The following is a 19,572-nucleotide window of genomic DNA, read 5'->3' as shown; positions in this document are numbered from 1 at the left end:
ACACGCGCTGCCGATACTGCCCAGATGGTGAAATTGGTAGACACGCCAGCTTCAGGTGCTGGTGACCGCAAGGTCGTGGAAGTTCGAGTCTTCTTCTGGGCACCAATTTCGAGCTTGAGATTAGAACAATTTCAAGGCTCACACAAAACCCGCGAAAGCGGGTTTTTGCATTTCAGGCTTCCGATTTATTAAAACTAAATCAGGGGTTTACAGATCAAAATGCTCTCCGTATAGTGCGCCACATCAACAGCGGCAACGCTTGCGATTATGCCCAGATGGTGAAATTGGTAGACACGCCAGCTTCAGGTGCTGGTGACCGCAAGGTCGTGGAAGTTCGAGTCTTCTTCTGGGCACCAATTCAAATTCAAGGTCACGATCTTGAATTTCACAGAAACCCGCGAAAGCGGGTTTTTGCGTTTCTGGCTTTCGAAAACCCCAAGCCATTACTTCCCCGTGGCGAGGGGGCTTGCCCCCGCTGGGTCGCGAAGCGGCCCTCTTCATTCTTCCAGCCACACCTAATTATCAGGTTTTGCGACTGCTTCGCAGCCGAACGGGGGCAAGCCCCCTCGCCACAAAAGCCCGCTCTAACCACCATTAGCAAAACCTCGCAGCCCCCCCCCGCAAGACGCACTTGAGAAACAATATCGTTTATCATTGTTACAAGATTTTGCAATGCAACAGTGAGGAACCCTGCGAATGATGTTTCGAAATACCCTGCGCCGCGGCCTGACCATTACCCTGCTCGGCCTGACACTCGCCACTCCCCTCACCCAAGCCGCCGATCCGGTTTCCCTGACACTCTACAACGGCCAACACAAAGAAGTCGGCGACGCCGTCGCCAAAGCCTTCGAAGCCAAGACCGGGATTCACGTCAATGTGCGCAAGGGCAGCAGCAACCAGCTCGCCAGCCAGATCGTCGAAGAAGGCGATCGCTCCCCCGCCGACGTGATCTACACCGAAGAATCCCCACCGCTGAACAAACTCGGCGAACAAGGCCTGCTGGCGAAAACCGACGCCGCTACCCTCGCCGTTCTGCCCAAGGACTACGTTGCCGGCAACGGCACCTGGATCGGTATCACTGCGCGAGTTCGCGTGGTTGCATTCAACCCCAAATTGATCGATGAAAAAGACCTGCCCAAGTCGGTGATGGAGTTCTCCGATCCGAAATGGCAAGGGAAGGTCGGCTTCGTTCCAACCAGCGGCGCGTTTCAGGAACAAGCCGTAGCAATCATCAAAGTGCACGGCATGGATGCAGCCGAAGAATGGCTCACCGGCCTACGCGCTTTCGGCAAAACCTACAGCAACAACATGGTCGCGCTGAAGGCTGTGGAAAACGGTGAAGTCGCCACCGTGCTGGTGAACAACTATTACTGGTTCGCCTTGCAGCGTGAAAAAGGCCAGCTCGATTCGAAACTGCATTACTTCACCGGCGGTGATGTCGGCGGGCTAATCACCGTTTCCAGCGCTGCGGTGCTGAAATCCAGCAAACATCCAAAAGAAGCCCAGCAATTCCTCGCCTACATGGCGAGCGAAGAAGGTCAGCGCGTGATCACCCAGACCACCGCCGAATACCCGCTGCACAAAGGCATGGAATCGGATCGTGGCCTCAAGCCGTTCAGCGAACTGCAAGCACCAAAAGTCACGCCAGCCGATCTCGGCAACGCCGAAGAAGCCCTGGACCTGGAACGTGACGTTGGCTTGAACTGATGAGCGCATCGTTATCTGCCCCCGCCTTGCGCGGGGGCTACATGCCACGGCGCAAGCGCCCGTCGATCTGGTTGTTGCTGCCGGTTTTGCTGCTGGTGGCGCTCAGTCTATTGCCACTGGCATATGTCGGACTGAAGACCTGGCAGGCCGGTTGGGCCGAGGCGTTGCATCTGTTGTGGCGCCCTTATGTGTTTGGCCTGCTGCGTAATACCTTGGCACTGATGGTGGGCGTCACGCTGGCCTGCGGTGTGATTGGTTTGTCGCTCGCCTGGTTGCTGGAGCGCAGTAATCTGCCGGGGCGACGGCTATGGGGCGTGATCCTGTGTCTGCCGTTCGCGGTGCCGGCGTTTGTCAGCAGCTTCACCTGGGTCTCCCTGAGCGCTCACTTCGAAGGGCTAGGCGGCGCGATCCTCGTGATGACCCTGTCCAAATACCCGCTGATTTTTCTGCCGGTGGCGGCAACCCTGCGCAATCTCGATCCGTCCCTGGAGGAGTCCGCACGAACCCTGGGGCAGAATCGCTGGGGCGTGTTCTTCAAAATCACCCTGCCGCTGCTCTGGCCGTCACTGCTGGCCGGTTCGCTGCTGATTGCGCTGCACATGCTGGTGGAGTTCGGCGCGCTGTCGATCATCGGCCTGCAGACGTTTACCACCGCGATCTATCAACAGTTCGAACTGGAATTCAGTAACGCGAATGCGGCGATGCTTTCCGCCGTGTTGCTGGTGTTGTGTCTGATGCTGCTTTGGTTGGAACTGCGCGTGCGCGGCAAGGGCCGACATGTGCGCACCGGCCAGGGCGCGGCGCGACATGCGCAGCAGGTTCGCCTGGGGCCTTGGGCGACTGTCGGGCAGCTGTACTGCCTGCTGCTGGCAATCATCGGCAGCGGAATTCCGCTGGGGATGCTGGCGTACTGGCTGATGGTGGGTTCGTCAGCGGCGTTCCCGGTCGCCGCGATCAGCGAGGCATTGTTGTCGTCTCTGGCGCTGTCTCTCGGTGGCGCGGCGCTGTGCCTGATGCTGGCGGTGCCGGTGGGATTGTTGGTGGTACGTCATAAAGGCCGACTGGCAATTTGGGCCGAGCGCCTTCCGTATCTGCTGCATGCACTGCCGGGATTGGTGATTGCGCTGACCCTGGTGTATTTCGCCCTGCATTATGTGCCGGTGCTGTACCAGACCTCGGCGCTGCTGCTGATTGCTTATGCGCTGTTGTTTCTGCCGCTGGCTCAAGCGCCGATTCGCACCGCGCTGAACAAGGCAGCGCCACAACTGGAAGAGGCCGCACGCACGCTGGGAGCGTCGTCCTTCAGCGCGTTTTGTCGGGTGACGCTGCCGATAATCTTCCCTGCCTTGGGAGCAGCGTTTGCATTGGTGTTTCTGGATGCGATGAAGGAGCTGACGGCGACGCTGCTGCTGAGTCCGACCGGGCTGAATACGTTGGCGACGGAAGTCTGGGCGCATACCGCAAATGTGGAGTTTGCGGCGGCGGCGCCTTATGCGGCGTTGTTGATATTGGTGTCGGGGTTGCCGGTTTATTTACTGACGACGCGGATGTATTTGAGCCGCTGAGATCGCTATCGCGGGCAAGCCCGCTCCCACAGTGTCTTCCGTTACGCACAAAATTGTGAGTTCACAGAAGTACCTGTGGGAGCGGGCTTGCCCGCGATGGCGCCCGCACAAACAATACAAAGCTTAAGCCCTGAACTGCCCCAGGCTAGCCTTCAACTGCGCCGCCAAGCCATCCAGCACCTTGCCACTCGCCGTAGTCTCCACCACCGCCTGAGCAGCCTTCTCAGCCTGCGCATGAATAGTCTCAACCCGCCCCCGAACGGCCTGCGCACCTTGCGCCTGATGCGCCGCGGCCTGGGTCGCCAGACCGATCGCCGCATGCACCTGCTCGACCGAGGCCTGCACCGACTGCTGCAACCGCGCACTGTCGCGCAACACCAGCAAACCTTCGCTGGCCTGACGTCCGGCCTGTCCGATAGCCGCGACGGCCTCGCGCGCGCCCTGCTGCAGCGCAACGATGTGGGCCTGAATGTCACCGGTTGAACTCTGAGTCTTGCTCGCCAGTGCCCGCACCTCATCCGCCACCACGGCAAACCCGCGACCGGTCTCGCCGGCACGCGCCGCCTCAATGGCCGCGTTCAATGCCAGCAAGTTGGTTTGTTCGGCGATCCCGTGAATCACCGTCAGCACCACTTCAATCTGCTCACTCTGCTGTGCCAGGCGCTCGATGACTTTCGCCCCAGTGTCGACCTGCCCAGCCAACGCTTCGATCAGGCTGCCGACTTTCGCCGAGGTCCGCGTGTTTTCATCCGTGGCCTGACGAATGCCCACCACCTGCTGCAAAGCGGCTTGCATGGCGTGGCTTTCAGACTGAGCTTCGTCAGCCATTTGCGACAACGCACGCAAGCTTTCGGCCACTTCATCGCGCTGCATGCCCGCCGCCGCATCGGCGCCAGCATTGCGCAGGGTCATGGCACCAATTTCCACGCCGGTACGCTGGGCCACATCGCCCGCCTCACGCACGATCGGCTGCAACTTATCCACAAAGCGATTGACCGCCGAGGCCATGTCGCCGATCTCATCCTGGCTGTTGATCTGCACGCGCTTGGTCAGATCGCCCTCACCTGCCGCCAGGTCATCCATGGCGGCGATCAGCAGCTTCAAGCGGTTGACCACTCGACGCCCCAGCACCACTGCCAGCAACAGCAGCACACCAAAACCCACTACCGACAAGCCCATGCCAATGCGCCAGCGCAAAGTCCCCGCAGCTTCCTGCACGGCAGTGGTGGTGTTGGCTTTCATTTCAGTGGCGGTGGACTGCGCCGATTGCAGACGCCCGCGCATCGCCGTTGCGCTGTCAGCTGCCGCGCCTTTGAGACTGTCGCCCACCAGTTGATCGCTGCTGGCGATCAGCGCCGAGAAGCGCTTGTCCAGCGCCGCCAGATCGGTTTCCACGGAAGCGGTCGAAACCCCCATTAGGACCTTGCCGATTTCTACCCCATTGGGGTTGATCGAGGCTTCAAGGTAGTAGACCGACGGATCGTTCTTCGCCGCATCCAGCACCTTGTCCAGCGCCCGCTCGCCCTGACCTTTTTCCAGAAGCGCCTTGTTGATCGGGTTCTCCCGGTTGAGGTAGCGCGTCAGGTGCTGGCCCGTGGCATCGTCGTAAACCACGAACAACACATTGGGATTGCGCTGGGCACGGCGAGCGAATTCGGACAGAGTGGGAATATCGCTGTCCCACATGGCGCGGGGTGCGACCGAGGCCAGAAGCTGCGCCATGTCGTTGGCTGAATCCTTCAACCCCTTCTCCAGCGTCGCACGCAGTTGTGCCTGCTCGTCCTTCAGACGCGGAGACAGTCCGGCTGTCAGGCGTTGGCGAGTACTGGCGGACAGACTATCCAGACTCGACGTGACCTCACGTCCCGCCTGCTCAAGCTCACCAGAGAGCTTTTGGCTGTCGGCGTCCAGCCGCAGACCCAAATCAGCTTCCAGCGCAGTCACTGTGCTCCGGGTCAGAGCGACAGCCACCAGCACCTGCACCAAAAGGGCGATACCAAGGGTAACGAACACGGGCCGCAAGAGACGGCTTTGTAACAGTGAGAGAACGGCCGACACTGAAAATCCCTCTGCTTTGACGCCATCAAATTGATAGCACGTCAGAAACGATGCTTTTTCAATGTTCCCAGCAAAGGTCATGCCGTTCGACAGGCATAAACGACAAAGGCCCCAATTAAGGGGCCTTCGTGTTTTACATCAACGACTTATTAAGCGAACGGGTGACGCAGAACGATGGTTTCGTTGCGATCCGGGCCCGTCGAAATAATGTCGATCGGCGCACCGATCAGCTCTTCAACGCGCTTGATGTAAGCACGGGCGTTAGCTGGCAGCTCTTCCAGAGTTTTGGCACCCACGGTCGACTCTGTCCAGCCCGGCACTTCTTCGTACACCGGCTGCAGGCCCATGTAGCTGTCAGCGTCAGTCGGGGCAACGTCCTTACCTTCGGCATCTTTGTAGCCGACGCAGATGTTGATGGTTTCCAGACCGTCGAGTACATCCAGCTTGGTCAGGCAGATGCCCGAGATGCTGTTCACATCGATAGCGCGACGCAGGATAACGGCGTCAAACCAGCCACAACGACGAGCACGGCCGGTAGTCGCGCCGAACTCGTGACCTTGTTTAGCCAGGTGCGCACCGACTTCGTCGAACAGCTCAGTCGGGAATGGACCCGAACCTACACGTGTGGTGTAAGCCTTGGTGATACCCAGGATGTAGTCCAGGAACATAGGACCAACGCCCGAACCGGTAGCAACGCCGCCAGCGGTGGTGTTAGAGCTGGTCACGTACGGGTAGGTGCCGTGGTCGATGTCCAGCAACGAACCTTGGGCGCCTTCGAACATGATGTCTTTGCCCGCACGACGCAGGTCGTGCAGCTCGGCAGTCACGTCCAGCATCAGCGGCTTGAGCAGCTCAGCGTATTCTTTGCACTCGGCCAGGGTCTTGTCGAAGTCAATGGCTGGCTCTTTGTAGAAACCGACCAACATGAAGTTGTGGTATTCCACCAGTTCACGCAGCTTGGCTTCAAAGCGCGGCATGTTGAGCAGATCGCCTACGCGCAGACCGCGACGGGCAACTTTGTCTTCGTAAGCCGGGCCGATGCCGCGACCGGTAGTACCGATCTTCAGCTCGCCACGCGCTTTTTCACGGGCCTGGTCCAGCGCTACGTGGTAGGACAGGATCAGCGGGCAAGACGGGCTGATACGCAGGCGCTCGCGCACCGGAACGCCTTTCTCTTCCAGCTTGATGATTTCCCGCAGCAGGGCGTCGGGTGCAACCACCACGCCGTTACCGATCAGGCACTGCACGCCTTCGCGCAGCACGCCCGACGGAATCAGGTGCAAGACGGTTTTTTCGCCGTCGATCACCAGGGTGTGACCAGCGTTGTGGCCACCTTGGTAGCGCACTACGGCGGCAGCATGTTCGGTCAGCAGATCAACGATCTTGCCTTTGCCCTCATCACCCCATTGGGTGCCCAGGACTACGACATTCTTACCCATAACACTTGTCCTCATTCGCGCAAACTTGGTGCCGGCGGCGGCCGGCAGGAAAACTCAAGAAGCCAGCGGCAATACTTGCCAAAGCCCGTTCTGCTGAATCAATTGCCGGTCGCAGTCCGCTTCACGGGCGGCGGCCAAAAGCTGCCCAGGCAACGCCTGAACAACTCGCTGACCCTCACTGCGCAGCTGGCAAACCTGCTGCCAGAGTGCTGCATCCGTACTGTCAGGCATCCAGATACCGCCAGACGGTAGCTCGACTTCAGCACGCCCCAGGGTCACCAGGGTTTTCAAATCGGTAGAGAAACCAGTTGCCGGACGGGCACGACCGAAATCGGCGCCGATGTCGTCGTAACGACCGCCTTGGGCAATGGACTGGCCAACACCCGGGACGAACACGGCGAACACCACACCAGTGTGGTAGTGGTAGCCGCGCAACTCGCCCAGGTCGAAATACAGCGGTAATTCCGGGAAACGCGTGGACAGACGCTCGGCAATCGCCAGCAAATCGTCCAGGGCCGCCAGCACGGGCGCCGGCGCATTGGCCAGACGCTCACGCGCTGCACTCAACACTTCACGACCGCCACACAGGTCGACCAGCGCTCGCAGCATGCCCGACAGATCGGCAGGCAAGCCTTCGGTCAAGGTAATGACCTCGTCGATGGCTTTACGTTGCAACGCATCGAACAACTGTTGCTCGACTTCGCCCGACAAACCGGCGGCGCGGGCCAGGCCGCGGTAGATGCCGACATGACCGAGGTCCATGTGCACATCCGGCACATCGGCCAGTTGCAGCATGGCCAGCATCAGGCTGATGACTTCCACGTCGCTGCTCGGGCTGGCATCGCCGTACAACTCGGCGCCCAGTTGAATCGGGCTGCGCGAGGACGACAAGGCACGCGGCTGGGCATGCAGCACGCTACCGGCATAGCACAGACGACTTGGACCTTCGCGACGCAGGGTATGCGCATCGATGCGCGCCACTTGCGGCGTGATGTCGGCACGGAAACCCATCTGCCGGCCCGACTGCGGGTCGATGACCTTGAAGGTACGCAGATCGAGGTCCGAACCTGCACCGGTCAGCAGGGATTCCAGGTACTCGATATGGGGAGTCACGACAAACTCGTAACCCCAGCTCTGGAACAGATCCAACACCTGGCGACGCGCTACTTCGATGCGCGCAGCTTCTGGTGGCAGTACTTCTTCGATGCCATCTGGCAGCAGCCAGCGGTCTACCGTTGCCATTACGCCATTCCCCTATGATCCGGGCGACAAGCCTTTGGGCGAGCCTTGAGTGAAGCAGAAAATGATCGGTTCATGTGCAAACCACGCGCATGAACAACGGGGCGAAAAGCCTGAAACCGGCTTCGCCAACCACTTTCCTCGAAAAACCTGTCGAGTCATTCAACTCGGGCGCCTGCATAAAAACAGCAATCAAACGTGCAGACGCAAAAAAGCCGGGAATTTCCCGGCTGCCGCATCATACACACGTTTTCCCAAAGGATCACCCCGCCCGAGGCTTTAGCTGCCAGGCGGGGGGATGATTCAGGTCAACGCCGTATCAAGGCTTGGCTTTTTCCAGGTAACGGAAGAAGTCGCTGCCCGGGTCCAGGACCATGACGTCGGATTTGTTCGCGAAGCTTTCACGGTAGGCACGCAGGCTACGGTAGAACGCGTAAAACTCCTGATCCTGACCGTATGCCTTGGAGTAGATCGCAGCAGCCTGGGCGTCACCGTCACCGCGAACCTCTTCAGATTCACGATAGGCTTCAGCCAGCAACACGCGGCGTTGACGATCGGCGTCGGCACGGATGCCTTCAGCCAGCTCGTTACCCTTGGCGCGGTGCTCGCGAGCTTCACGCTCACGCTCGGTGCTCATACGTTCGAACACGCTGCGGTTCACTTCCTTCGGCAGGTCGATGGTTTTGACCCGGACATCGACAACTTCGATGCCCAGCTCTTTTTCCGCCATCTTGTTCAGCGAATTGGTGATGTCAGCCATCAGCGCATCACGCTCACCGGACACCACTTCGTGCAGGGTGCGCTTACCGAACTGGTCACGCAGGCCCGATTCCAGACGACGGGAAAGACGCTCGTCGGCAATCTGCTTGAGGCCGGAAGTCGCGGTGTAGAAGCGCTCGGCATCTTTCACGCGCCACTTGGCGTAGGCATCGACCATTACGGCTTTCTTTTCCAGCGTCAGGAAGCGCTGTGTCGGTGCATCCAGTGTCATCAGGCGCGCGTCGAATTTGCGCACCTTGTTCACGTAAGGCACTTTCACATGCAGGCCCGGCTGAACATCGGCCTGGACCACGCGACCGAACTGCAGCATCACCGCACGCTCGGTCTGAGCCACGATGTAGAAGCAGTTCCAGGCAACGATCGCCACGACGACGCCGATAATAAGGGCGATCAGCGATTTATTGCTCATCAGCGACTCTCCCTGGTACGTGCTTGCTGTTGCTGCAGATCAGCTGCCGCACGCGCATTCACTTCATTGCTGCTGGCTGCCGCACCGGTCACTGGAGCACCGGGGCTGCGACCACTATCAATCATCTTGTCCAGCGGCAAGTACAGCAGATTGTTCTGGCCATCCTTGTTACCGGTCACGAGAACCTTGCTGGTGTTGCTGAAGATTTCCTGCATGGTGTCCAGGTACAGACGCTGACGGGTAACTTCAGGGGCTTTGCGATACTCGGCCACCAGCTTGGTGAAGCGATCAGCCTCACCCTTGGCACGGGAGACGGTCTCGTCGCGGTAACCGTTGGCATCCTCGAGGATGCGCTGGGCCTGACCACGGGCTTCCGGCACGACGCCGTTGGCGTAGGTTTCAGCCTGGTTGCGCGAACGCTGCTCGTCTTCACGGGCGCGGATCACGTCATCAAAGGCTTCCTGAACTTCACGCGGTGCCGCTGCGCTCTGTACGTTGACCTGGGTGACGGTGATACCGGTGCGATAGGTATCGAGGAAGCGTTGCAGACGCTCCTTGATTTCGCTGGCCATCAATTCACGACCTTCGGTCAGCACCTGATCCATGGCGGTAGAACCCACCACGTGACGCAAGGCACTGTCGGTCGCATGCTGCAGGCTGATTTCCGGCTGATCGACGTTCAGCACGAAGTCCTGCAGGTTGCTGATCTTGTACTGCACGGTCAGCGGCACTTCGACGATGTTTTCGTCTTCAGTCAGCATTTGACCCTGCTTGGTATAGGCACGCTCACGCGTGACGTTTTCCATGTACTTGCGATCGATCGGCGGGAAATAGATGTTCAGGCCCGGGCCGACGGTTTCATAGTATTTGCCGAAGCGCAGCACTACGGCTTGCTCCTGCTCATCGACCACGTAGACAGCGCTGTACAGCCACACAGCCGCCAGCACGACCAGGCCGATGCCGAGCAGGCCGCCGAAGCCGCCACTCTTGCCCGAACCACCGCCCTCGTCACCGCGTTTTTTACCACCACCGAACAACCCGTTCAGGCTTTCCTGCAGCTTTCGGAAGGCCTCGTCGAGATCCGGTGGTCCCTTGCGGTCGCCGTTATTGCGGCGCTTGCCACCCCAAGGATCCTGATTATTCGAGTTGCCACCCGGCTCATTCCAAGCCATAGCGCTCTCCATCTGATAAAGCAAAGACGCACCCACGGCGCGCCGACCAATGCTACAGAATGCCTGTCACCGCGGCACAACCGCTTTCTCAGGCTTTTATTGCAAAGTGTGTTGCTCGATGAATTCCATCGGTTGCAGACCTTCGCGGCTCACGAGTCGATTCAATTCGATCCGTGGCAAGCGAACGGCCAGCAAGCTGATGCCTTCTTCGTCGTGTTCTTCTTTTTGCACAGCACCGAGTTCGAAAAACTGCGCACGCAGTCGAGCAAAACGTTGCGGCAAGCGCAAGGTGCCAACAAACAAATCACTGCCTAACAGTTCGGCCACAGCCTGCTTGAGCAGGTCCAGGCCGGTACCATCCTTGGCCGACAACCAGACCCTCTGCGGTTTGCCATCGGCATCGCGCTGGATCTGCGGCTCAACACCCTCGAGCAAATCGAGTTTGTTGTATACCTCAAGGATCGGCAAGTCCTGTGCCCCGATCTCCCCGAGCACCACCATGACCTGTTCAATCTGGGCCATCCGCTCAGGCTCATGCGCATCGATCACGTGCAGCAGCAGGTCGGAGTTGCTCGACTCTTCGAGCGTAGCCCGAAATGCCTCGACCAGTTTGTGCGGCAAGTGACGAATGAAACCCACGGTGTCGGCCAGTACGATCGGCCCGAGGTCATCGAGTTCGAGTCGGCGCAAAGTCGGGTCGAGGGTAGCGAATAACTGGTCGGCGGCGAAGACGTCGGAATCGGTGACCGAGTTGAACAGCGTCGATTTGCCGGCGTTGGTATACCCCACCAGTGAAACCGTCGGGATGTCAGCACGTTTGCGCCCGCGACGAGATTGCTCGCGCTGGCTGCGGACCTTTTCCAGGCGCCCCTTGATCTGCCGCAGGCGAACCCGCAACAGGCGCCGGTCGGTTTCCAGCTGGGTTTCACCCGGGCCGCGCAGACCGATACCGCCCTTCTGCCGCTCAAGGTGAGTCCAGCCACGAACCAGCCGCGTACTCATGTGTTCAAGCTGGGCCAGTTCAACCTGGAGCTTGCCTTCATGGGTGCGGGCGCGTTGGGCGAAGATATCGAGAATCAAACCCGTGCGGTCAATCACGCGACACTCGAAAATACGTTCGAGGTTACGTTCCTGACTGGGCGTGAGGATGTGATTGAAAATCACCAGATCGACCTGTTCGGCGCTGACCAGGTCGCGTAATTCTTCGACCTTGCCACTGCTAATCAGGGTTTTGGCGGTTGGCCGATGACGCGGCACGTTAAAAAACGCGACGGTCTCGGCGCCAGCCGAAATTGCCAACTCCTGAAACTCCTGCGGATCTTCGCGCGCCTCAGGGTCCTGACCATCCAAGTGAACGAGAATTGCCCGTTCACCACCACCGTGGCGCTCAAAGAACAAAGGAGACTCCTATCAGGCGTTACCTGGCTCAGCGTCACCTGCTTCGGATTCGGTTGCGCTAGGCAGACGAATTGGACGAACCGGCACCACTGTAGAGATAGCGTGTTTGTAAACCATTTGGCTAACGGTGTTTTTCAGCAGGATAACGAACTGGTCGAAAGACTCGATCGTGCCTTGCAGTTTGATCCCGTTGACCAGGTAGATGGAAACCCCCACTTTCTCTTTACGTAAAGTATTCAAGTAAGGGTCTTGTAGCGAATGCCCTTTTGACATGTGCCGCACTCCTTTAAGGATTCAATATAAAAAATAGGTAAACAGATGGCTTGGGGCCGTCACACCCCCAAGGATAGACGGCAATTGCAAGGACTCAGCTCAATATGGAGATGGTCCCAAGGTATTTCAAGGCGCGCGGCAGATTGTCGCAATCGAGGCTGTCCAACCAGTGTAAATCAGCCCAACTGCGTAGCCAGGTGAACTGGCGCTTTGCCAATTGGCGCGTGGCAATGATTCCACGCTCCTGCATCTCGGCTTGCGTCAGCTTGCCATCCAGGTAATCCCAGACTTGTCGATAACCTACAGCACGTATAGACGGCATCCCCGAATGCAGGTCACCTCTATTTCGCAGGGCTACGACCTCGTCGATGAATCCCTGTTCCAACATATTTGTGAATCTTTGTTTAATACGCTCGTGCAGTACCTGGCGATTTGCCGGGGCGATAGCCAAGTTCGCGACAGTATAGGGCAATTGTTGCAGTCCCGAAGCGGCTGCTTCAGTACTTTGCGCAGATTGTCGCAAGCGTAGCTCAGTCATGCTCTGACCACTGACGCGATAAACTTCCAGCGCGCGACTGAGGCGCTGCGGATCGTTCGGATGAATTCGCGCCGCGGATTGCGGATCGATGACCGCCAATTGATCGTGCAGGGCTTGCCAGCCAAGGCGTGCAGCTTCTTCTTCGATTTGCGCGCGCACATCTGGATCCGCCGCCGGCATGTCGGCCAGACCTTCGAGCAAAGCCTTGTAGTAGAGCATTGTGCCGCCTACCAGCAGCGGAATTTTGCCCCGCGCGGTGATCTCGGCCATGGCCTCGAGCGCATCACGACGAAAATCAGCAGCCGAGTAACTTTCGGCCGGGTCGAGAATATCGATCAACCGATGCGGGAATTCGGCCAGAATTTCTTTGGAAGGTTTGGCAGTACCAATGTCCATGCCACGGTAAACCAGCGCCGAATCGACGCTGATCAGCTCGCAGGGCAGGACCTTGGTGAGTTCGATGGCCAGGTCGGTCTTGCCGGCAGCCGTCGGCCCCATCAGGAAAATCGCAGGAGGGAACTGGCTCATCAACGACCGCGCAAAAACAGTTTGTCCAGATCGTCCAGGCCCAATTGGGTCCAGGTCGGTCGGCCATGGTTGCATTGACCGCTGCGTTCGGTGTTTTCCATGTCCCGCAGCAGACCGTTCATTTCCGGCAAGGCCAGACGCCGATTCGCGCGAATCGCGCCGTGGCAGGCCATGGTGCCGAGCAGTTCGTTCAGATGTGCCTGAATCCGGTCGCTGGTGCCATATTCCATCAAATCCGCCAGAACGTCGCTAACCAATCGATTGGCTTCAGCCTGTTTCAGCAACGCGGGGATTTGCCGGATCGCCAGCGACTCCGGGCCCAGACGCTGCAACTCAAAGCCCAGCCGCTGGAACCACGCGACATGTTCTTCAGCACAATCGGCTTCGCGCTGACTGACCGCCAGGGACTCAGGCACCAACAGCGGCTGACCACTCAGGCCTTCGCTGGCCATCGCGACTTTCAGACGCTCATACATGATCCGCTCATGGGCGGCATGCATGTCCACCAGTACCAGGCCCTGGGCGTTTTCCGAAAGAATATAGATGCCCTTGAGCTGCGCCAACGCGTAACCCAGTGGCGGAATGTCGTCCTGCCCGGCTGGCAGCGCGACCGCGTTGGCCTCGGGCAACGGCGCGAAGAACTCACGGTAGGCCGCTTGAGCTTCGGCGACGGGTACTCCGGACTGAGGCCGCGGCGAGTACTGATACTGATAACCGGCACCAGCGCCCGAGCCAGCCGGCGTGTTGAACGACGGTTGTGCCTGAGGCTGTTCCAGCAGCGCATTGGCCGCCAGGCGCATTTCGCCCTGCGGACCGAACTCACCGGCGTCGAGCCCGGTTGGCCGGACAATCGCCGTCGCGACAGGCGCGGCCAGATGATCTTCCGGCCGCACATCGCCGAGGGCGCGGTGCAAAGTGCCATAGAGGAAATCGTGAACCATGCGCCCGTCACGGAAGCGTACTTCGTGCTTGGTCGGGTGCACGTTGACGTCGACGCCCGCCGGATCGACTTCGAAAAACAGCACGAACGTCGGGTGCCGACCATTGAACAGCACATCGCGATAAGCCTGGCGCACCGCGTGGGCCACCAGTTTGTCGCGCACGGCACGGCCATTCACAAAGAAATATTGCAAGTCTGCCTGGCTGCGGTTGAAGGTCGGCAACCCGACCCAGCCCCACAAGTGCAAACCATTGCGCTCGATCTCGATCGGCAGCGCCTGCTCCAGGAAACCCGCACCGCAAATCGCCGCTACACGCCGGGCGCGGGCCGCATCATCGTGGGCCTCGTGCAGGCTGAGGATGGTTTTGCCGTTGTGGCGCAGATGGAACGCCACGTCGAACCGCGCCAGCGCCAGACGTTTGATCACTTCTTGCAGGTGATCGAATTCGGTTTTTTCGGTCTTGAGAAACTTGCGGCGCGCCGGGGTATTGAAGAACAAATCGCGCACTTCCACCGAAGTCCCCACCGGATGGGCTGCCGGTTGTACGCGAGGCGCCATGTCCCGGCCTTCGGTTTCCACCTGCCAGGCCTGATCGGCATCGCGAGTGCGGGACGTCAGGGTCAGACGCGCCACGGAGCTGATGGAGGCCAGCGCCTCACCACGAAACCCCAGGCTCATCACCTGCTCAAGGTCTTCCAGGTTACGAATCTTGCTCGTGGCATGACGGGCCAGGGCCAGGGGCAGGTCATCGGCAGAAATGCCGCTGCCATCGTCGCGAACCCGCAGCAACTTGACGCCGCCCTGCTCCACATCGACATCGATACGTTTGGCACCGGAGTCGAGGCTGTTCTCCAGCAACTCCTTGATCACCGAGGCCGGGCGCTCAACCACTTCACCGGCGGCAATCTGGTTCGCCAGCCGCGGGCTGAGCAGTTCGATACGCGCAGTGTTGGTCAGCACCTGATTCATTCTTTGGCCGCCAGTTCAGTGCCGGGAATGGTCAATGTCTGACCAATCTTCAGCTCGTCGCTCTTGAGGTTGTTGGCGCTGCGCAAGGTGGCCGGGGACACCTGATAGCGCACGGCGATCATCGCCAGGGTTTCGCCGGGATTCACGCGATGGTCACGCGGGCCCTGGGCGATCTTGCCGGAATCTCGCAGCCAGGCAATGTAGGTGCCCGGCGGTGGATTCTGTTGGAAGAACTGCCGCACACCGCTGCTGATAGAACGCGCCAGCGCTTGCTGGTGGTTCGCTGCGGCAAGCTTGGAAGCTTCGTTGGCGTTGGAGATAAAACCGGTTTCCACCAGGATCGACGGGATGTCAGGCGACTTCAGCACCATGAACCCGGCTTGCTCCACGCGCTGTTTGTGCAGCGGCGTGACGCGACCGATGTTGCTCAAGACTTTCTGGCCAACGTTGAGGCTGGATGTCAGGGAAGCAGTCATCGACAGATCGAGCAGTACGCCGGCCAGCATGCGGTCCTTGTCATCGAGGCTGACGTTGCCGGCACCGCCGATCAAGTCGGATCGGTTTTCGCTGTCGGCCAGCCAACGGGCGGTCTCCGACGTAGCGCCGCGATCGGACAGGGCGAACACCGATGCTCCGAACGCGGCGGCCGAAGGCGCGGCGTCGGCGTGGATCGAAACGAACAGGTCAGCGCCCTTCTTGCGGGCGATTTCGGTACGGCCGCGCAACGGAATGAAGTAATCGCCAGTACGCGTCAGTTCGGCGCGGAAGCCTTTCATGCCGTTGACCTGTCGCTGCAGTTCACGGGCGATCGCCAGCACCACGTCTTTTTCACGCTGACCGCGAGAACCCGAGGCACCCGGGTCTTCGCCACCGTGGCCGGCATCGATCACCACAATGATGTCGCGCTTGCCGGCCGGGGCTGGTGGCAGTTTGACCGGCGGATCTACCGGAGTGACCGGCACCGGGGCCACTGTGACAACGTTGGTCGGTACAGGAATTGGCGCAGCATCGGCGGCGTTATCGAACAGGTCGACCACCAAGCGATTACCGTATTGGGCGTTGGGCGCCAAGGTAAAACTTTTCGGCGTGACGGCCTTTTTCAGGTCGATGACCACTCGCAGGTCGGTCGGCGTACGTTGAGCCGAGCGCATTGCGGTGATCGGAGTATTCGAGGTATTGACGTTCAGCGGCGACCCCAGAGATGCGCCATTGATGTCGATCACCAGCCGGTCCGGGGAGGACAGGGTAAAGACACTGTGCTGGACGGGCCCTGTCAGGTCGAACACCAGTCGCGTGTTGTCCGGCGCCCGCCACAGGCGAACACTGTTGACCTTCGTCTCGGCCACAGCGTCGACGGTCACCGCCAAAAACAACAATCCTACGGCAGCAACCAACGCGCGAAAGCGCATACCTAACCCCATCATTTAATTGGATTCCAATGCCAAAGCGGCACACCACAACTCGCCACGCGAGCCCTGGGGCAAAATTTTCAGCGAACGCCCGCTGTCTTGCGGGCTAATGGTAATGGTCAGGTCGGGCTTTGGCAAAAAGCCTGCACCGTTCCGGGGCCATTCGATCAGGCACAGTGCATCGTCTTCGAAATAGTCGCGGATGCCGAGGTACTCCAACTCCTCTGGATCGACCAGTCGATACAGGTCGAAATGGAAGGCGCGGACCTCCCCAATCTCGTAAGGCTCGACCAGGGTGAAGGTCGGACTTTTTACCGCGCCTGTATGCCCCAGGCCACGAATAATGCCTCTGGACAGCGTGGTTTTCCCGGCGCCCAGATCTCCCTCGAGAAAAATCAGACCGTGCCCTTCAGTGGTTTGTGCGATGCGCGCACCAAACGCGGTCATCGCCTCTTCATCAGCCAGGTACAGGGTTACTTCAGACACGGTGCTTGCTCCTCCAACAACTGACGAATGGCTGGAATCAGATCACTGGCCGCCAGCCCACGGCCGTATTCACCTTGTTGCGCGCCGGCATTGGCGTGCAGCCAGACCGCCAGGCACGCCGCGTCGTACGCGTCCATGCCCTGGGCGAGCAAGGCACCGACCAGACCGGCCAGCACATCGCCCAAACCGGCAGATGCCATGGCCGGATGGCCCTGATGACACAACGCCAGACGCCCGTCGGGGCTGGCGATCAAACTGCCGGCGCCCTTGAGGATCACCACCGCTGTGTATTTTTTGCTCAATGCATGGGCAGCGGCCGGACGATCGGCCTGAACCTCGGCCGTCGATACCCCCAGTAATCGCGCCGCCTCGCCAGGGTGCGGCGTGATAACACAACGTGCGGGCAAACTCACGCCACTTTCGGCCAACAGATTCAACGCATCGGCGTCCCAGACCTGCGGCAGCGGCGCATTAGCCGCCGCCGACAACAGGCTGCGTCCCCAGGCGCCCTGCCCCAGCCCCGGGCCGACGACCAGCACCGTGACCTTCTCAAGCAGCCCCATCAATTGATTGGCCGACGAAATGCCGAGCACCATCGCTTCAGGCAAACGCGCCAATGCAGCCGGAACATGCTCGCTGCGAGTGGCCACGGACACCATCCCGGCGCCGCTGCGCAAAGCACTTTGTGCACCGAGCAGGATGGCGCCGCCAAAACCGCGATCACCGCCGATCAGCAATACGTGGCCAAAGCTGCCTTTGTGGGAAGTGGGAGCGCGACCGGTCAGACGCGGCGCATTACCAGCCGTCAAGCGACGAGCACTGACCGTGGCCCCGATAAACGTCTCTGGAGCGGCCTGCAGATCATTGAATACCAAATCGCCAACCACATCGGCAGCGCTACCGGTGAACAGACCCAGCTTCAAACCGATGAACGTCACCGTCAGGTCCGCTCGAACCGCAATGCCGAGCTGACGCCCCGTATCAGCGCACAACCCCGAAGGGATATCCACCGCTGCAACCGGTAGCCCACTGGCATTGATCGCGGCGATGACACTGGCGTATGGCTCGCGCACTTCACCGGTCAGGCCGGTGCCGAGCAAGGCATCCAGCACAACGCCGCGTAATTCGCAGTGCGCGTTCCAGTCTTGAATGGCAACGCCCTCGGCTACTGCCTCGGCATGGGCCGATGCGGCATCGCCCTGCAAACGCCCGGGATCACCGGCGGCCAGCACCCGCACGTGCCAGCCGGCACGTCGGGCCAGCACGGCCACCAGGTAACCGTCGCCCGCATTATTGCCGTGGCCGGCCACCACGCTCAATTCGTGCGCCGTCGGCCAATGACGGACCAGCGCGCGCCAGGTCGCTCGCGCCGCACGCTGCATCAATTCGAAGCCCGGTGTACCGGCCGCAATCAGGCTCGCATCGAGCCCTCGGACTTGCGCGGCGCTATACAGCGCGTCGGGTAATTCATCTTTAGTGTGCGGCATGCGTCTTCAGGCTCCGATGTCTGGCAGAATTATACGCACCTCAGCTCCGGTTTCTCTCGCCTCATGCCCGCTATTACTACAGACCTGCCCGCTCTTGCCCAATCCATCAAGGACTGGGGCCGCGAGCTGGGCTTTCAGCAAGTCGGCATCAGCGGCCTCGACCTGGCCGAGCATGAGCAGCACCTGGAGCGCTGGCTCGAAGCCGGCTACCACGGCGAAATGGAGTACATGGGCGCCCATGGCAGCAAACGCTCACACCCGGAAGAGCTGGTGCCCGGCACACTTCGCGTCGTTTCCCTGCGCATGGACTACCTGCCGGGCGACACCGAAATGGCCAAACGCTTGGCCGAACCGGAAAAAGCCTACGTCTCGCGTTATGCCTTGGGCCGCGATTACCACAAATTGATCCGTAAACGCGTGCAACAACTGGCGGAAAAAATTCAGGCGGTGATCGGTCCGTTCGGCTACCGCGCCTTTGTCGACAGCGCCCCGGTGCTGGAAAAAGCCATCGCGGAACAGGCTGGCCTTGGCTGGATCGGCAAAAACACGCTGGTCTTGAATCGCAAGGCTGGCAGCTACTTCTTCCTCAGCGAACTGTTCGTCGACCTGCCACTGCCGGTCGACCCGCCCCACGCCACCGAACACTGCGGTCGCTGCACTGCCTGTCTGGACATCTGCCCGACCAACGCCTTCGTTGGTCCATATGTACTGGACGCCCGGCGCTGCATTTCCTACCTGACCATCGAACTGAAAAGTGCTATCCCCGAAGATTTGCGGCCATTGATCGGCAATCGGGTATTCGGTTGCGATGACTGCCAGATCGTCTGCCCGTGGAACCGCTTCGCCCGACCTTCCGGCGAAAGCGATTTCAAACCCCGGCATAACCTGGACAACGCGGAGCTGGCGGAACTGTTCATGTGGGATGAGGACAAGTTTCTAAGCAGCACCGAGGGTTCACCGCTCAGACGCGCGGGTTACGAGCGTTGGTTGCGCAATCTGGCGGTCGGCCTGGGTAATGCGCCGTCGAGTATTCCGGTGCTGGAAGCGCTGAAGGCACGACGCGAACACCCTTCAGAACTGGTCCGCGAACACGTCGAATGGGCCCTGAAACAACACGGTCTGGCGTAGGAGCTGCCGCAGGCTGCGATCTTTTGATCTTAAAAAATCAACGTCA

The 19,572-nt window shown here is 59.9% G+C and carries 15 protein-coding genes and 2 tRNA genes; 5 read left to right on the top strand and 12 right to left on the bottom strand.

All coding sequences use genetic code 11. The features are described from left to right. The first annotated feature begins 18 nt into the window (after window positions 1-18). From TU81_RS17390 to TU81_RS17375, 4 genes are all read left to right on the top strand, one after another. A tRNA-Leu gene (locus TU81_RS17390) sits at window positions 19-105 on the top strand. A 164-nt stretch (window positions 106-269) separates the two neighbouring features. Next, window positions 270-356 (top strand) — tRNA-Leu (locus TU81_RS17385). Window positions 357-696: 340 nt separating this feature from the next. Continuing rightward, window positions 697-1,707 carry an iron ABC transporter substrate-binding protein gene (locus TU81_RS17380; RefSeq protein WP_048396143.1) on the top strand — a complete coding sequence of 337 codons (1,011 nt, stop codon included), beginning with the start codon at window positions 697-699 and terminating at the stop codon, window positions 1,705-1,707. Beyond that, window positions 1,707-3,272, top strand: coding sequence for an ABC transporter permease (locus TU81_RS17375; RefSeq protein ID WP_048396142.1), 1,566 nt, complete (start codon window positions 1,707-1,709; stop codon window positions 3,270-3,272). The genes TU81_RS17380 and TU81_RS17375 overlap by 1 nt, the downstream gene beginning before the upstream one ends. Before the next feature lie 123 nt (window positions 3,273-3,395). On the opposite strand, the gene TU81_RS17370 is transcribed toward TU81_RS17375, so the two are convergent. The 12 genes from TU81_RS17370 to TU81_RS17315 all read right to left on the bottom strand — a co-directional run bounded on the left by TU81_RS17370 (window position 3,396) and on the right by TU81_RS17315 (window position 18,398). Beyond that, window positions 3,396-5,330: a methyl-accepting chemotaxis protein gene (locus TU81_RS17370; protein ID WP_048396219.1), complete on the bottom strand. Its 1,935-nt coding sequence runs from the start codon at window positions 5,328-5,330 to the stop codon at window positions 3,396-3,398. A 149-nt stretch (window positions 5,331-5,479) separates the two neighbouring features. Next, window positions 5,480-6,769, bottom strand: coding sequence for an adenylosuccinate synthase (locus TU81_RS17365; protein ID WP_030128327.1), 1,290 nt, complete (start codon window positions 6,767-6,769; stop codon window positions 5,480-5,482). A 54-nt stretch (window positions 6,770-6,823) separates the two neighbouring features. Continuing rightward, window positions 6,824-8,011, bottom strand: a complete 1,188-nt coding sequence (locus TU81_RS17360; RefSeq protein ID WP_038978713.1) for an ATP phosphoribosyltransferase regulatory subunit — start codon at window positions 8,009-8,011, stop codon at window positions 6,824-6,826. A 316-nt stretch (window positions 8,012-8,327) separates the two neighbouring features. Next, window positions 8,328-9,197 (bottom strand): protease modulator HflC, encoded by an 870-nt coding sequence (hflC, locus tag TU81_RS17355; protein WP_038978712.1) that lies wholly within the window; start codon window positions 9,195-9,197, stop codon window positions 8,328-8,330. Further along, the gene (hflK, locus tag TU81_RS17350) at window positions 9,197-10,369 is read right to left on the bottom strand and encodes an FtsH protease activity modulator HflK (protein ID WP_038978711.1); all 1,173 of its coding nucleotides are present in this window, start codon (window positions 10,367-10,369) and stop codon (window positions 9,197-9,199) included. Before hflK ends, hflC begins: the two co-directional genes overlap by 1 nt. Window positions 10,370-10,465: 96 nt before the next feature. After that, window positions 10,466-11,767 (bottom strand): ribosome rescue GTPase HflX, encoded by a 1,302-nt coding sequence (gene hflX, locus TU81_RS17345; protein ID WP_008009827.1) that lies wholly within the window; start codon window positions 11,765-11,767, stop codon window positions 10,466-10,468. A 12-nt stretch (window positions 11,768-11,779) separates the two neighbouring features. Next, window positions 11,780-12,040, bottom strand: coding sequence for an RNA chaperone Hfq (gene hfq, locus TU81_RS17340; protein ID WP_007902656.1), 261 nt, complete (start codon window positions 12,038-12,040; stop codon window positions 11,780-11,782). 94 nt (window positions 12,041-12,134) lie between these two features. Beyond that, window positions 12,135-13,106, bottom strand: coding sequence for a tRNA (adenosine(37)-N6)-dimethylallyltransferase MiaA (gene miaA / locus TU81_RS17335; protein WP_048396141.1), 972 nt, complete (start codon window positions 13,104-13,106; stop codon window positions 12,135-12,137). Then, window positions 13,106-15,016: a DNA mismatch repair endonuclease MutL gene (mutL, locus tag TU81_RS17330; protein ID WP_048396140.1), complete on the bottom strand. Its 1,911-nt coding sequence runs from the start codon at window positions 15,014-15,016 to the stop codon at window positions 13,106-13,108. The genes miaA and mutL overlap by 1 nt, the downstream gene beginning before the upstream one ends. Then, window positions 15,013-16,440: an N-acetylmuramoyl-L-alanine amidase gene (locus TU81_RS17325; RefSeq protein ID WP_048396139.1), complete on the bottom strand. Its 1,428-nt coding sequence runs from the start codon at window positions 16,438-16,440 to the stop codon at window positions 15,013-15,015. Before TU81_RS17325 ends, mutL begins: the two co-directional genes overlap by 4 nt. Then, complete coding sequence (tsaE, locus tag TU81_RS17320; protein WP_038978707.1) at window positions 16,441-16,911, bottom strand: tRNA (adenosine(37)-N6)-threonylcarbamoyltransferase complex ATPase subunit type 1 TsaE; 471 nt, start codon at window positions 16,909-16,911, stop codon at window positions 16,441-16,443. After that, window positions 16,899-18,398 carry an NAD(P)H-hydrate dehydratase gene (locus TU81_RS17315; protein ID WP_048396138.1) on the bottom strand — a complete coding sequence of 500 codons (1,500 nt, stop codon included), beginning with the start codon at window positions 18,396-18,398 and terminating at the stop codon, window positions 16,899-16,901. Before TU81_RS17315 ends, tsaE begins: the two co-directional genes overlap by 13 nt. Window positions 18,399-18,461: 63 nt before the next feature. Here TU81_RS17315 and queG point away from each other — a divergent pair, with 63 nt between their 5' ends. Then, entirely contained in the window at window positions 18,462-19,526 is a 1,065-nt protein-coding gene (queG, locus tag TU81_RS17310; RefSeq protein ID WP_048396137.1) for a tRNA epoxyqueuosine(34) reductase QueG, read from the top strand. Window positions 19,527-19,572: the final 46 nt, after the last annotated feature.

It is taken from the genome of Pseudomonas lini (assembly GCF_001042905.1).
In the GTDB taxonomy this organism is placed as follows: domain Bacteria; phylum Pseudomonadota; class Gammaproteobacteria; order Pseudomonadales; family Pseudomonadaceae; genus Aquipseudomonas; species Aquipseudomonas lini.
The sequence above is the reverse complement of the archived record's forward strand: the minus strand, read 5'-3'. Positions and strand labels throughout refer to the sequence as shown.

What these genes read in the sequence shown, in the direction of transcription:
- TU81_RS17380 (WP_048396143.1), top strand. Translation starts at nt 697, where the DNA reads ATGATGTTTCGAAATACCCTGCGCCGCGGCCTGACCATTACCCTGCTC.
- TU81_RS17375 (WP_048396142.1), top strand. Translation starts at nt 1,707, where the DNA reads ATGAGCGCATCGTTATCTGCCCCCGCCTTGCGCGGGGGCTACATGCCA.
- TU81_RS17365 (WP_030128327.1), bottom strand. Translation starts at nt 6,769, where the DNA reads ATGGGTAAGAATGTCGTAGTCCTGGGCACCCAATGGGGTGATGAGGGC.
- TU81_RS17360 (WP_038978713.1), bottom strand. Translation starts at nt 8,011, where the DNA reads ATGGCAACGGTAGACCGCTGGCTGCTGCCAGATGGCATCGAAGAAGTA.
- hflC (WP_038978712.1), bottom strand. Translation starts at nt 9,197, where the DNA reads ATGAGCAATAAATCGCTGATCGCCCTTATTATCGGCGTCGTCGTGGCG.
- hflK (WP_038978711.1), bottom strand. Translation starts at nt 10,369, where the DNA reads ATGGCTTGGAATGAGCCGGGTGGCAACTCGAATAATCAGGATCCTTGG.
- hfq (WP_007902656.1), bottom strand. Translation starts at nt 12,040, where the DNA reads ATGTCAAAAGGGCATTCGCTACAAGACCCTTACTTGAATACTTTACGT.
- miaA (WP_048396141.1), bottom strand. Translation starts at nt 13,106, where the DNA reads ATGAGCCAGTTCCCTCCTGCGATTTTCCTGATGGGGCCGACGGCTGCC.
- mutL (WP_048396140.1), bottom strand. Translation starts at nt 15,016, where the DNA reads ATGAATCAGGTGCTGACCAACACTGCGCGTATCGAACTGCTCAGCCCG.
- TU81_RS17325 (WP_048396139.1), bottom strand. Translation starts at nt 16,440, where the DNA reads ATGATGGGGTTAGGTATGCGCTTTCGCGCGTTGGTTGCTGCCGTAGGA.
- TU81_RS17315 (WP_048396138.1), bottom strand. Translation starts at nt 18,398, where the DNA reads ATGCCGCACACTAAAGATGAATTACCCGACGCGCTGTATAGCGCCGCG.
- queG (WP_048396137.1), top strand. Translation starts at nt 18,462, where the DNA reads ATGCCCGCTATTACTACAGACCTGCCCGCTCTTGCCCAATCCATCAAG.